The sequence below is a fragment of the Thermodesulfobacteriota bacterium genome, assembly GCA_040756475.1.
Taxonomy (GTDB): domain Bacteria; phylum Desulfobacterota; class Deferrisomatia; order Deferrisomatales; family JACRMM01; genus JBFLZB01.
Window position 1 is genome coordinate 1 of the sequence record JBFLZB010000129.1, and the last position, 13,000, is coordinate 13,000.

General features: G+C 68.5%; 12 protein-coding genes. All 12 read left to right on the top strand.

Going from position 1 to position 13,000, the window contains the following annotated elements; all coding sequences use genetic code 11:
- The first annotated feature begins 50 nt into the window (after window positions 1–50).
- Window positions 51–1,376: a CoB--CoM heterodisulfide reductase iron-sulfur subunit A family protein gene (locus tag AB1578_16445; protein MEW6489493.1), complete on the top strand. Its 1,326-nt coding sequence runs from the start codon at window positions 51–53 to the stop codon at window positions 1,374–1,376.
- A gap of 67 nt (window positions 1,377–1,443) precedes the next feature.
- Window positions 1,444–3,192: a CoB--CoM heterodisulfide reductase iron-sulfur subunit A family protein gene (locus AB1578_16450; GenBank protein ID MEW6489494.1), complete on the top strand. Its 1,749-nt coding sequence runs from the start codon at window positions 1,444–1,446 to the stop codon at window positions 3,190–3,192.
- Window positions 3,193–3,236: 44 nt separating this feature from the next.
- Entirely contained in the window at window positions 3,237–3,779 is a 543-nt protein-coding gene (locus AB1578_16455) for a 4Fe-4S dicluster domain-containing protein (GenBank protein MEW6489495.1), read from the top strand.
- Window positions 3,780–3,858: 79 nt separating this feature from the next.
- On the top strand, window positions 3,859–4,689 hold the full coding sequence (locus tag AB1578_16460; protein MEW6489496.1) for a CoB--CoM heterodisulfide reductase iron-sulfur subunit B family protein: 831 nt from the start codon (window positions 3,859–3,861) through the stop codon (window positions 4,687–4,689).
- Window positions 4,686–4,895, top strand: coding sequence for a hypothetical protein (locus AB1578_16465; protein MEW6489497.1), 210 nt, complete (start codon window positions 4,686–4,688; stop codon window positions 4,893–4,895). The genes AB1578_16460 and AB1578_16465 overlap by 4 nt, the downstream gene beginning before the upstream one ends.
- Window positions 4,882–5,142 (top strand): type II toxin-antitoxin system RelE/ParE family toxin, encoded by a 261-nt coding sequence (locus AB1578_16470; GenBank protein MEW6489498.1) that lies wholly within the window; start codon window positions 4,882–4,884, stop codon window positions 5,140–5,142. The genes AB1578_16465 and AB1578_16470 overlap by 14 nt, the downstream gene beginning before the upstream one ends.
- 29 nt (window positions 5,143–5,171) lie before the next feature.
- Window positions 5,172–8,192 carry a 4Fe-4S binding protein gene (locus AB1578_16475; GenBank protein MEW6489499.1) on the top strand — a complete coding sequence of 1,007 codons (3,021 nt, stop codon included), beginning with the start codon at window positions 5,172–5,174 and terminating at the stop codon, window positions 8,190–8,192.
- A 174-nt stretch (window positions 8,193–8,366) separates the two neighbouring features.
- Entirely contained in the window at window positions 8,367–8,810 is a 444-nt protein-coding gene (locus AB1578_16480) for a hydrogenase iron-sulfur subunit (protein ID MEW6489500.1), read from the top strand.
- Between the two features lie 107 nt (window positions 8,811–8,917).
- Window positions 8,918–10,051 (top strand): 4Fe-4S dicluster domain-containing protein, encoded by a 1,134-nt coding sequence (locus tag AB1578_16485; GenBank protein ID MEW6489501.1) that lies wholly within the window; start codon window positions 8,918–8,920, stop codon window positions 10,049–10,051.
- A gap of 179 nt (window positions 10,052–10,230) precedes the next feature.
- Window positions 10,231–11,013 carry a 4Fe-4S dicluster domain-containing protein gene (locus AB1578_16490; GenBank protein ID MEW6489502.1) on the top strand — a complete coding sequence of 261 codons (783 nt, stop codon included), beginning with the start codon at window positions 10,231–10,233 and terminating at the stop codon, window positions 11,011–11,013.
- Between the two features lie 121 nt (window positions 11,014–11,134).
- The gene (locus tag AB1578_16495; GenBank protein MEW6489503.1) at window positions 11,135–12,811 is read left to right on the top strand and encodes an FAD-binding protein; all 1,677 of its coding nucleotides are present in this window, start codon (window positions 11,135–11,137) and stop codon (window positions 12,809–12,811) included.
- A 62-nt stretch (window positions 12,812–12,873) separates the two neighbouring features.
- Window positions 12,874–13,000 (top strand): ATP-grasp domain-containing protein (locus AB1578_16500; GenBank protein ID MEW6489504.1); only part of this gene is annotated, 127 nt, incomplete at its 3' end.

Sequence of the window (13,000 nt, forward strand, 5' to 3'; positions counted from 1 at the left end):
AGATCTGACGGCGGGGCAAGCCCCGCCCTACGGGGGACCGAGAGAAGCTGATGTTCGATAGCAACGACAAGCAGCGCGTCCTGGTGATCGGCGGCGGCATCGCCGGGATCACCGCGGCGGTGGACCTGGGGGACGCCGGGCACCAGGTGGTGATGGTGGAGCGGCTTCCCAGCGTGGGCGGTCGGATGCTCCAGCTCTCCGAGACCTTCCCCACGCTCGACTGTGCCCAGTGCACGCTGACCCCCCGCACGGTGGAGACGGGCCAGCACCGCAACATCCAGCTCTATACACATAGCGAGGTGGTGGGGCTCGATGGGGAGCCCGGGGCGTACCGCGCGCGAATCCGGCGCAAGAAGTCCTACGTGGACTGGACCAAGTGCACCGGCTGCGGAGCCTGCCAGGAAAAGTGCCCCACCAAGGTGCCCACCAACTTCTTCGAGCGCGGTGTCGGGGCCAAGAAGGCCATCTACACCCTCTCGCCCCAGGCCGTCCCCAACAAGCCCATCATCGACGAGGACCACTGCCGCTACCTCCTGTATGGCAAGTGCGGGGTCTGCGCCAAGATCTGCCCCGTGGGCGCCATCGTGTACGACCAGGAGGAGACCGTCGTCGAGGAAGACGTGGCGGCGGTGGTGGTGGCCACGGGCTTCGAGCTCTACCCCATGTCGGCCATGGGCGAGTACGGGTACGGCACGGTCCCCGACGTGATCGACGGCTTCGCCATGGAGCGCCTGTGCTCGGCCTCGGGCCCCACGGCAGGCCGGGTGCTGCGGCCCTCGGACGGCAAGGTCCCGGAGGACATCGTCTTCATCCAGTGCGTGGGGAGCCGCGACCCGGAGAACCACAAGCCCTACTGCAGCCGCATCTGCTGCATGTACTCGGCCAAGCACGCCCGCCTCTACAAGCACAAGGAGCACCACGGCCGGGCGACGCTGTTCTACATGGACCTGCGCTGCACCGGGAAGGGCTACGAGGAGTTCCTCCAGCAGTCCACCGAGGAGGAGGGCCTGGTCTACGTGCGGGGCCGGGTCTCCAAGATCTTCCGCGACGGCGACAAGGTGGTGGTGTGGGGTACCGACACCCTCTCGGGGCAGCCCGTCGAGGTGCGCACCGACCTGGTGGTGCTGGCCATGGCGGCGGTGCCCAACCCCGAGCAGGCCGAGCTCGCCCGGGTGTTGGGCGTACCCCTAGACGAGAACGGGTTCTTCCAGGAGGCCCACTACAAGGTGCGCTCGGTGGAGACCGGACGGGAAGGGATCGTGGTGGCCGGCACCTGCCAGGGCCCCCGCGACATCGCCGACACCGTGGCCCACGCCTCGGCCGCGGCGAGCAAGGTGCAGGTCTTCCTCTCGCGGCTGCGCCGCGAGGCCGCGTAAAGCGTGAGACGTCAGACGTGAGACGGTTCCGCTTGACGCTTAACGCTTCACGCTTCACGGGTATCCCATGAATCGAATCGGCGTCTTCATTTGCTGGTGCGGGTCGAACATCGCGGGCACGGTGGACGTGCATCGCCTCGTGGAAGATCTGCGCAAGATTTCCGATGTGGTGCACGCCGAGAACTACATGTACATGTGCTCGGACCCCGGGCAGGACCGCATCAAGAACGCCATCCGCGAAAAGGGCATCGACCGCCTGATCGTCGCGTCGTGCTCGCCCCGGATGCACGAGAACACCTTCCGGAAGGCCGCGGCCAGCGTGGGGCTCAATCCCTTCCTGGTGGAGATCGCCAACGTGCGGGAGCAGTGCTCCTGGGTGCACCAGCGCGACAAGGGCGCCGCCACCCGCAAGGCGTTCAACATCATCCGGGCCACCATGGAAAAGGTCCGGAAGAACGCGTCGCTGGAGGCGATCCGGGTGCCGCTCACCAAGCGGGCCCTGGTGGTGGGCGCCGGCATCGCGGGTCTCTGCGCGGCGCTCGACCTGGCCGATGCCGGGTACGAAACCGTGGTGGTGGAGCGGGAGGCGGAGCTCGGGGGCAACGCCCGGCGGCTCTCCAAGACCTTCCCCTACCACGAGGACGCCCGGGACATCCTGACCCCCCGGGTGGACGCGGTGCAGAACCACCCTAACATCCGCCTCTACCCCGCGAGCCGGGTGACCGAAGTCACGGGCTACGTGGGCAACTTCGAGGTGAAGATCGCCAAGGACAACGGCGGACCCCCTGCCGACCCGGTGAGCGAGACCGTGGGCGCCATCGTCGTGGCCACGGGCTACCGCCTCTACCCGGTGGAGGCCATGGCGGAGTACGGGGGCGGCGCGGTACCCGATGTCGTCGACTCCCTGGCCTTCGAGGACCTCCTGCGCCAGAGCTTCGCCTCGGGAGAGCCGGTGCGCCGGCCCTCGGACGGCAGACCCGTGCGGGACGTGGTCTTCATCCAGTGCTCAGGGAGCCGCGACCCGGAGAACCACAAGCCCTACTGCTCGCGCATCTGCTGCCTCTACACCTCGAAGCAGGCGCGGCTCTTCCAGGAGCGAAACCCCGGGGGCCGGGCGGTGATCTCCTACATGGACATCCGCACCGACTGCAAGGGGACCGAGGAGTACTGCCAGCGAAACATCGAGGACGGCGGTCTGGTGTACATCCGGGGGCGCGTCTCCAAGGTGTGGCGCGAGGGCGACCGGCTGGCCCTGTGGACCGCCGACACCCTCACCAACGAGAAGCTCGAGCTCACGGCGGATCTCGTGGTGCTCGCCATGGCCGTGGAGCCCTCTCCGGGGTACGAGGAGGTGGCGAGCCTGTTTCGGGCCAGCGTCGACCAGAACGGGTTCTTCCAGGAGAGCCACATCAAGCTGCGGCCCGTGGAGAGCTCCACCCGGGGCGTGTACCTGGCGGGCGCCGGCCAGTACCCAAAGGACATCACCGACTCGGTGGCCCAGGCCCTGGCCACGGCCTCCAAGGTGCAGAGCCTCTTCGCCAACGAGGAGCTCGCCCAGGACCCCCTGGTGGCCCGGGTCGACCCCGACATCTGCTCCGCCTGCGGCCTGTGCGTGCCCATCTGCCCCTACGGTGCCCGGGAGCTCGACGAGCGGGTGCGCATGAGCCGGGTGAACGAGGCGCTGTGCCAGGGCTGCGGCGCTTGCGTGGCGGTGTGCCCCAACAAGGCCTGTCAGCTCAAGAACGACAGCCCCGTGCAGGTGATCGGCGAGATCGAGATCTTCACCGAGCCCGAGGGCGAGGCCGCCTGCGGGTAGCAAGGGTTTGTCGGACGCGTCCGACAGGAGTTCAAAGGAGCACCATGCATCCTTTTGCCAAAGAGATCCAAGAGAAGAGCGGGCAGAACCTCTCCCGCTGCTACCAGTGCAAGAAGTGCACGGGGGGCTGCCCCACGGTCTGCTGGTTCGAGTGGCCCAACCACGGCGTGGTCCGGATGGTCCAGAAGGGCATGAAGGAAGAGCTCCTGGGCTCGAAGGCCATCTGGATGTGCGTCACCTGCGAGACCTGCGGCACCCGGTGCCCCAACGGCATCTACCTCTCCCCCATCATGGACGCCCTGCGCTGCCTCGCGGTGGAGGAGGGCCGGCCGCTCCCCGAGCCCGCGGTGATCGCCTTTCACCGGGCCTTCGTGGGCAGCGCCAGGCGCTTCGGCCGGGTCCACGAGGCCACGATGCTCGCGGAGTTCATGTGGAAGAGCAAGATGTTCCTCCAGAAGGGTTTCGTGGGCGAGGCCCTCGGGGGCGCGAAGCTCTTCGCCAAGGGGAAGATCCCGCTGATGCCCTCCTCGGTGAAGGGCAAGGCCCAGGTGGCGAGGATCTTCGATGAGTCGGGGTTGAAGCTGTGAGGCGCGCGTTGCTCGTTGCGCGTTGCACGTTGGAGCGCGGCGCCGGCGGGGCTGAGAGCCGGCGGTGCAGAGGATGAGCATGGAATTCAGCTATTACCCGGGCTGCACCGCCCACTCCACGGGCTGGGAGTTCAACGCTTCGACGGTGGGGGTGTTCGAGGCGCTGGGCTACGGCCTTACGGAGATCGAGGACTGGAACTGCTGCGGCGGGGCCTCGGCCCACAACGTGAACCACTTCGTGGGCCTGGGGCTTCCGGCCCGCAACCTCGCCATCGCCCAAGCGGCGGGCAAGGACCTCGTCATCCCCTGCGCGGGCTGCTACAACAACGTGAAAAAGGCCAAGACGGCCTTCGAGGATGGGGGCGCGGACGCGGACCGGCTCTCCCGGGTCTTGGACTTCGCGTGGCAGGGAAGGGTGGAGGTGCTCTCCCTGGTGGACTGGCTGGAGCGGCCGGGGGTGATCGACCATCTTAGGAGCCGGGTGAAGAAGCCGCTTGCGGGCCTCAAGGTGGTGGCCTACTACGGGTGCCAGCTCGTGCGGCCCCAGCGGGTGACCGGGCGCAGTTCCTTCGAGAACCCCACGGTGCTCGAGGCGGCCTGCGAGGCGGTGGGGGCCACGGCGCTCGACTGGTCCTACAAGGTGGACTGCTGCGGGGCGGATCTCGCCTTCGGCCACGGCGACCGGGCCCAGGCGCTCTGCACCCGGCTCGTGACCCAGGCCCGGGAGGCCGGCGCCGACGCCATCGTCGTCTCCTGCGGCCTGTGCCAGATCAACCTGGACATGCGCCAGAGCGGGATGAACTTCCCCATTCTCTACATCACCGAGGTCCTGGGGGAAGCCCTCCAGCTCCCCGGCCGCGAGAAGTGGTGGAAGAAGCACATCGTGGACCCCTCGAAGCTGTTTCGGTGAGCGAGGTCATGGCGGAAGCACGGCGCCAGCCCCAGTACGTGACGGATGAGAAGGGCGAGCGGGTGGGGGTGATCCTGCCCCTGGCCGACTACCAGGAACTCTTGGAGGACCTGGAGGATCTGGCGGTCGTGGCTGAGCGGAGGGACGAGCCTACGCTGAGTCACGAAGAAGTGATGGAACAGCTCAAGCGGGATGGCCTCCTCTAGCGTCCGCTGGAAGCGTTCGGCGCTGAGGGAGCTCAGGGTTCTGCCCAAGGACGTTCTTCGTCGCGTCCTCGAGCGCGCGGAGCGGCTGGCCGACGATCCGTTTCCGGAGGGCGTGCGGAAACTCGCCAGCGCTGAGCACACGTATCGGCTGAGGGTTGGCGGCTATCGCATCGTGTACAGCGTGCAGTCCTCGTTGCTGACCATCGAGATCATCCGGGTGGGGCACAGGCGCGAGGTTTACCGGTGAGCACGGAGCAGCCAGAAAGAGCGATGCAAGTGAACACGGATCCCAAGAACACAGCCCTGGTGGTCGGCGGCGGCCTGGCGGGCATGCAGGCATCGCTCCTGCTCGCGGAGCGGGGGCACCGGGTGGTGCTGGTCGACAAGCGGCCCGCCATCGGCGGCTTCTTCCCGCTGCTCGACAATCAGTTCCCGACCCAGTCCTGCGGCGTGTGCTTCATGGCGTGCGACACGCCGACCTACTGCCCCTTCGTGCAGTGCGAGCTCCACGAGAACGTGGAGATCCTGCCCTACACCTCGGTGGTCTCGGTGGAGGGGCAGGCGGGCGCCTTCCGGGTCGTGGCGGCCCAGAAGGCGTCCTGTGTGGACCCGGACAAGTGCACCGACTGCGGCGCCTGCGAAGAGGTCTGCCCGGTGGAGGTGACCCGTGAGTTCGGGGACGGGCTCGAAAAGCGAAAGGCGATCTTCAAGTACTACCCCAAGGCCGTCGCCAAGGCCTACGTGGTGGACCCCGACTCCTGTACCCGGTGCGGCAAGTGCGTGGAGGCCTGCGACCCGGGCGCCATCGACCTCGACGCCCGGCCGGTGGACCACGAGATCGAGGCCGCCTCGGTGGTGCTTGCCCCCGGGGCCGACGTCTTCCCCACGAGCCGCAAGGAGGAGTACGGCTTCGGGCGCTACCCCGACGTCCTCTCCGCCGTGCGCTTCGAGCGCATGCTCTCGACCGGAAGCCCCTCGAGCGGCCGGCCCGTGCGCCCCTCCAGCGGCGCTGCACCGAAGAGCCTGGCGTTTGTCCAGTGCGTGGGCAGCCGCGACGCCGAACTCGGCCAGGGGCACTGCTCGTCCGTCTGCTGCATGTTCGCCCTGAAGCAAGCCTTCTTCGCGAAGGAACGCTGTCCCGATCTCGATGTCACGGTCTACTACATGGACCTTCGCACCTTCGGGAAGGACTACGAGGCCTACCTGCGCCGGGCAGAAGCCATGGGCATCCGATTCGTGCGGGCCATCCCCTCGGTGATCCGGCAGGTGCCCGGGACCCGGGAGCTCCTGCTCCAGATCGCGGACGAAGCGGGCAGGGCCGCCGAGGCGAAGCACGACCTCGTGGTGCTCTCCTCGGGCTTCTGCGAGACCGACGAGACCCGAAGGCTCGCCGTTGCCTTCGGGGTGGACCTGGCCGAGGGCGGATTCTCCGGCGGGCCCGAGTTTGCCCCCTGCGAGACCAACGTGCCGGGCGTTTACTCCTGCGGCGCGTTTCGCGACCCCAAGGACATCCCCGAGAGCACGGCGGAGGGTGCCTGTGCAGCGGGCCTCGCGGCCATCGACCTCGCCCCGGCCGCAGACGCCGGGGAGCCCGACATGCCAACCCCCGCGGATTTCCGGGCCGAGGCGCCGAAGGTCGGCGTGTTCCTGTGCATCTGCGAGGGGTTCAACGAGCAGAAGGCCGACTTCGGGGCCCTGGCCCAGGCGGCCAAGGCCCTGCCCGGAGTGGCCTTCGTCCACACCGCGTCCCACGCCTGCTCCAAGGCCGGCATGGACGAGATCCGGCGGGTCTTTGGCGAGAGGGAGCCCAACCGGGTGGTGCTCGCCGCCTGCTCCTACCGGATCGTGGAGAAGCTCTACACCCACATGTTCCGCCACATGGGCGTGCACCCGGGCGTCCTCACGGTGGCGAACCTGCGGGAGGCGTGCCTGGAGAACCCCCTGGGCAAGGGTTCCGGGGAAGCCGGGGCTCGCGCGCTCCTGGCCCAGGCGGTGAAGGAGGCCTGGTACGGAGGCTTCGCGCCGGTGGTGCGGGAGACCGTGGAGCGCACCGCGCTGGTGGTGGGGGGCGGGGCCTCGGGCCTCGGGGCGGCGCTTCGCCTGGCGGAGCTCGGGCACCCTGTGCACCTGGTGGAGAAGGAAGCGACCCTGGGCGGCAACCTGCGCACCGCGCGCTTCACCGTGAAGGGCGGGGCGCCGGGCGAGCTTCTCCAGGCCCTGGAGGCCCGGGCCAGGGCCCACCCCAATGTGCGAGTCTACACCGGGGCGCGGGTGGGTTCGGCCCAGGGCCGGCTCGGGGCCTTCCGCACCCAGGTCGAGACCAAGGAAGGCCCGGTGGAGGTGCTCCACGGCGCCGTGGCCCTGGCCACGGGGGCGAGCGAGGTCAAACCCCATAGCTACGGCTACGGCGAGAGCCCCCGGGTGCTCACCCAGAAGGAACTGGAGCAGAAGCTCGCCGAGGGGGCGCTCCCGGGCGGCAAGGTCGTGATGATCCAGTGCGTGGAGTCCCGGGAGGAAGGGGAGGGGCTTCGGCCCTACTGCTCCCGGGTCTGCTGCACCCACGCGGTGAAGAACGCCCTCAAGCTCGTCGAGGGCAACCCCGAGGCCGAGGTGATGGTGCTCTACCGGGATCTCCGGACCTACGGCGCCTTCGAGCACCGGTACCGGGAGGCACGCGACAAGGGGGTCGCCTTCGTGCCCTTCGACCTGGCCCGAAGGCCGGCGGTAGAGGTCCGGGGCGATGCAGTGGTGGTTCGCTACACCGACCCCGGGCTGGGCCGGGAGGTCACGGAGACTCCCGACTGGGTGGTCCTTTCCGCGGGCATGGCCCCCGACGCCGAGGGCAACCGGCGGCTCGGGGCGCTCTACGGCGTCGAGACGGACGCCCACGGCTTCTTCGTGGAAAAGAACCCGAAGGCCGCCATCACCGACTTCGCGAGGAAGGGCGTGTACATGGCAGGCCTGTGCCACGCCCCCAAGCACATCGAGGAGAGCCTCGTCCAGGCCGGCGCCGCCGCGGCCCGGTGCTCGGCGCTGCTGGCCCGGGGGGCGCGCCGCTCCCTGGAGAAGGCCTCCTACGTGGTGGAGAAGATCTGCTCCCGGTGCGGGGTGTGCGTCGACGTGTGCCCCTACGGCGCCCGGAGCCTCGACCTGGCGGACAAGCAGGTGGCGGTGGTGGACCCGCTCCTGTGCGAAGCCTGCGGCGCCTGCACCATGGCCTGCCCCAACAAGGCCGCCCAGCAGTATGGGTCGGCCCCGAAGCAGGTGCTGATGGGATTGGATGAATTGCTGGGCTGACGCCCAGCGTCCGTGGTCCGTTGTCCGTGGTCCGTTGGGGATGACGGGTCCGATGACGTTCCAACGGACAACGGTTCGCGCGTGTAGGAGCGGCCTTGGTCGCGAACGATAGGTACACCTGAGAAGACCGGAGCGGTTCGCGGGCAAGCCCGCTCCTACGAGAGGGAAGGTTCCATGGCAGAAGCAGCAAAGGCGCTTACCAACTTCGAACCCCGCATCGTGGCGTTCCTGTGCCACTGGTGCACGTACACCGGGGCGGATCTGGCGGGAACGACCCGGCAGCAGTACCCGTCGAACATCCGGGTGGTGCACCTCATGTGTTCCGGCGGCATGGACGTCGTCTATGCGCTGAAGGCCCTCATGGACGGGGCCGACGGGGTGCTCATCGGCGGGTGCCACCCCGGGGACTGCCACTACCAGTCGGGCAACTTCAAGGCCCGGCGGCGGGTGGCGATCCTCCGGAACGTCCTCTCCCAGCTCGGCATCCCCGAGGAGCGGATCTGGCTGCGGTGGATCAGCGCGAGCGAAGGGCGGCTCTTTGCCGAGACCGTCACCGAGATGACCGGCGCCATCCGCAAGATGGGCCCCAGCGAGTTCAAGCAGCATTGGGACGTGTGACGGGGGATGTGTAACGGTGACGGGTGACGGGTGACGGGTGACGGATCGTAGTTGGGTTTTACGTCACGCGTCACGGGTCACGCGTCACGTTCTTCAAGGGTGAACCGATGAAGAAAGGCCTTCTCAAGACCAACGGCGCCCCGCTCCAGGCGGTGGAGGCGCTCCTCGCGGGCCTCCTCAAAAAAGGGGTGGTGGACGAGGTGCTCGTGCCCGCCCGGACCGGGGCAGGGACCACGATGCTCAGCCTCTTTGCCCGGCCCGAGCTCCTGGCGGGCGCCAACCCCTGGTCTCCGGTGATGCCGGTGCAGGGGGGACGCGCGGTACAGCAGCTCACCTTCACCGATCCCGGCCGCCGGGTGGCGGTGGTGCTGCGGCCCTGCGAGGCCCGGGCGGCGGTGGAGCTCATCAAGCTCAAGCAGATCACCCCCGGCAACCTCACCTTCGTCACCGTGGACTGCCCGGGCACCTTCGAGCTCAAGGCCTTCCACGACTCGGGCAAGGACGCCGCGGCCGTGGGCGCCGAGCTCCTGGAGGCCATGGCAGCGGGAGCACCGGCGGGCGACGGCCTGCCCTTCCGGACGGCATGCACCGTGTGCGAGCACCCCTCGGCCGAGTGGGGCCACCTGCGCCTCCACGCCTTCGGGGCAGCGGCAGGCGAGGCCCTGGGGGTGGAGGCGGAAGACGAGCTTGCCGCGGCCCTGGAGAAGGCCGGGCTCCTGGCCTTCGACGGAGGCGGGGTCGAAGCCCGGGGGAAGGTGGTGGCCGATCTCGTGGCCGCGCGGACGAAGGCCCGGGACGCCCTGTTTGCCTCCTTCCAGGCGGACGCGAAGGGCCTCGAGGGGCTCAAGAAGGCCTTCGCCACCTGCATCCGCTGCTACAACTGCATGGAGAACTGCCCCATCTGCTACTGCAAGCTGTGCATCTTCAAGACCCCCACCTTCGACCACCCGGGCGAGCTCTACGCCCGGTGGGCCGAGCGCAAGGGCGCCCAGAAGATGCCGGCGGAGACCACCCTCTTCCACCTGACGCGCCTGAACCACATGGCGAGCTCCTGCATCGGCTGCGGCCTGTGCGACACGGCCTGCCCCATGGGGCTGCCGGTGGCGACCCTCTTCCGCAGCGTCGCCCATGGGGTCCAGGGCATGCTCGAGTACGAGCCCGGCCGCAGCCTCGAAGACCCCATCCCGCTCACGGTCTTCCGGGAGGACGAGCTGGAGGAGGAGTCGGGGGCTTTTAACTGAGGGGCGCGTTGCCTGTTGCGGGTTGCGCGTTGGAAGACCCGACGGGGCCGTTTTCCAACGAGCAACGGGCAACCCGCAACGAGCAGACATTGATGGGTCGTCGGGAGATGCGACGGGGCCGTTCTCCAACGAGCAACGGGCAACCCGCAACACGCAGAGAGATTGAGGAGGTCACCCAAATGACCGCGGAAGCTGCCAAGAAGCACCACACCATCGCCAGCGGCGACCGGACGATCCTGCCCGAGGGGGCGAAGATGATCCCGGTGTACGTCATGGGGAAGAAGTACATGCTCCCCGAGACGCTGACGATCCAGAAGGCCATCGAGTACGCCGGCTACCAGTTCATCCGGGCCTGCGGGTGCCGAGGCGGCATCTGCGGCGCGTGCCCCACCGTGTGGCGGGTGCAGGGGGACTACCAGCTCCACTTCGGGCTCGCCTGCCAGACCGTGATCGAAGAGAACATGGTGCTGGCCCAGCTCCCCTTCTTCCCCGCCAACAAGGCCGTGTACGACCTGGAGGAGCTCTCCCAGATCGGCGACGCGGTGGGCATGCTCTACCCCGAGGTGATGAAGTGCGTGGGGTGCAACACCTGCACCCGGGCGTGCCCCATGGAGATCGACGTCATGGAGTACATTAACGCGGGCATGCGGGGCGACGTGGCCCGGGCCGCGAAAGTGAGCTTCGACTGCATCCAGTGCGGGCTGTGCTCGGCCCGGTGCCCGGCCCAGATCGCCCACTACCACGTTGCCCAGCTCTGCCGCCGGCTCCACGGCCGCTACATCCTGCCCCGGGCCACCCACCTGGAGAGCCGGGTGGAGCAGATCCTCGCCGGCCGCTACGACAAGATGCTCGAAGAGCTCGCCGGCAAGCCCGAGGACGAGCTCCGCAAGCTCTACGTGGCCCGCGAGCCCGAGCCCCTGGACTCCAAGAACTGGGAGCCGAAGGACAAGACCTACCTGTAGGTTGCGTGTTGCACGTTGCGGGTCGTATGGGTTTCCAACGCGCAACATGCAACGAGCAACGTGCAGAACCCCAGGATATAGGGGCTGCCAAGCCCGACGCGATAGGCAATAGGAGACGGACATGGGCTACACGCCGGAGATGAAAGAGCTGATCAAGCGGGTGGAGGCCACCCGCGCGGAGCGCATCGAGAGGACGCGCCGGGGCGAGTACTTCACGCCCATGACGCTGGACGAGCGGGCGGACGTGCTCAAGAAGTTCCACCCGGACTACATGGACGAGGGCCGCCGGGCCGTGAAGCTCGGGCCCAACAAGGGCGACGTGTACCCCGAGGAGATCGTCGACCTCTTCGAGGCGTACCCCCGGCTCCACCCCGACCAGGTGGACTGCTCGGTCCTGCCCACCTACACGACCGACGTCCTGGTGGTGGGCGGCGGCGGGGGAGGCACCGCGGCGGCGCTGCTCGCAGCGGAGAACGGGGCCAAGGTGATCCTGGCGACGAAGCTTCGCCACGGCGACGCCAACACGGTCATGGCCGAGGGCGGCATCCAGGGCGCCGACCACGAAGTGGACAGCCCCTACTTCCACTTCATCGATACCCTGGGGGGCGGCCACTTCACCAACCGTCCCTATCTTCTGGCGGCGCTCACCCGGGACGCGCCGCTCGTCATCGCCTGGCTCGAGAAGCTCGGGATGATGTTCGACAAGCGCCCCGACGGCCGGATGCTCGTGCGCCACGGGGGCGGCACGAGCCGCAAGCGCATGCACTCCGCCGGGGACATGACCGGGTCGGAGATCATGCGGGTCGTGCGCGACGAGGCCCGGAATCGGCGCGACGACATCGAGATCATGGAGTTCTCGGCGGCGGTGGAGATCCTCAAGGACGCCAAGGGCCGGGCCTGCGGCGCCCTCATGTACAACCTCGAGACCGAGGAGTACTTCGTGGTCCGCTCCAGGGCGGTGGTGCTGGCCACGGGCGGCAACGGGCGGCTCCACATCCAGGGCTTTGCCTGCACCAACCACTACGGCGCCACGGCCGACGGCCTCGTGCTGGCCTACCGGGCGGGCGTGCCCATGGATTTTCTGCACTCCACCCAGTACCACCCCACCGGCGCGGCCTACCCGGAGCAGAACGTGGGCCTCCTCATCACCGAGAAGGTGCGGGGCCTGGGGGCGAACCTGCTCAACATCAAGGGCGAGCAGTTCGTCTTCGAGCGCGAGCCCCGCGACGTGGAGAGCGCGGCCATCATCCGGGAGTGCGCCGAGCGGGGCCTCGGGATCCGCACCCCGGTGGGGCGGCTCGGCGTGTGGCTCGACTCCCCCATGATCGAAGAGCTCGAGGGCCCCGGCTCGGTGGAGCGGGAGCTCCCCGCCAAGTACATGCAGTTCATCCGTTACGGCATCGACATCCGCACGGAGCCGATGCTCATCTACCCGACGCTCCACTACCAGAACGGGGGCATCAAGATCGACCAGAACGCCGAGACCGGCGTGCCCGGCCTCTACGCCGCCGGGGAGACCACCGGCGGCGTCCACGGCGAGAACCGCCTCATGGGCAACTCGCTCCTCGACATCCTGGTCTTCGGCCGGCGGGCCGGCGTGAACGCCGCCGCCTACGTGAAGAGCCTGGGAGGCGACCTGGGGGAGCCCAAGCTCGACCACGTGCGCGACTACATCCGGGAGCTGGAGGCCGCGGGCGTCGAGCGCACCCGCATCTCCCCCATGCTGCTCCCCGACTACACCACCGACGACGTGCGCCAGCGCCAGCTCACCGCGTGCTACGTGGGAACGATGAGATAGGACGCCTTGGTCTAACCGGTCCGACGCGTCGGACCCGTCGGACGAGTTCTTGAGGAGGGACGATGAACATTCACGAATTCCAGGCGAAGCAGGTCTTGCAGAAGTACGGGGTGCCGGTGCCCCGGGGGATCGTCTGCTCCACGCCCGACGAGGTGGAGAAGGCGGCCGGCGAGCTCGGGACCCCGGTGG

Excerpts from the sequence above, each read along its gene's own strand:
- AB1578_16455 (MEW6489495.1), top strand. The coding sequence starts at position 3,237 with ATGCATCCTTTTGCCAAAGAGATCCAAGAGAAGAGCGGGCAGAACCTC.
- AB1578_16495 (MEW6489503.1), top strand. The coding sequence starts at position 11,135 with ATGGGCTACACGCCGGAGATGAAAGAGCTGATCAAGCGGGTGGAGGCC.
- AB1578_16480 (MEW6489500.1), top strand. The coding sequence starts at position 8,367 with ATGGCAGAAGCAGCAAAGGCGCTTACCAACTTCGAACCCCGCATCGTG.
- AB1578_16490 (MEW6489502.1), top strand. The coding sequence starts at position 10,231 with ATGACCGCGGAAGCTGCCAAGAAGCACCACACCATCGCCAGCGGCGAC.
- AB1578_16445 (MEW6489493.1), top strand. The coding sequence starts at position 51 with ATGTTCGATAGCAACGACAAGCAGCGCGTCCTGGTGATCGGCGGCGGC.
- AB1578_16485 (MEW6489501.1), top strand. The coding sequence starts at position 8,918 with ATGAAGAAAGGCCTTCTCAAGACCAACGGCGCCCCGCTCCAGGCGGTG.
- AB1578_16450 (MEW6489494.1), top strand. The coding sequence starts at position 1,444 with ATGAATCGAATCGGCGTCTTCATTTGCTGGTGCGGGTCGAACATCGCG.
- AB1578_16470 (MEW6489498.1), top strand. The coding sequence starts at position 4,882 with ATGGCCTCCTCTAGCGTCCGCTGGAAGCGTTCGGCGCTGAGGGAGCTC.
- AB1578_16460 (MEW6489496.1), top strand. The coding sequence starts at position 3,859 with ATGGAATTCAGCTATTACCCGGGCTGCACCGCCCACTCCACGGGCTGG.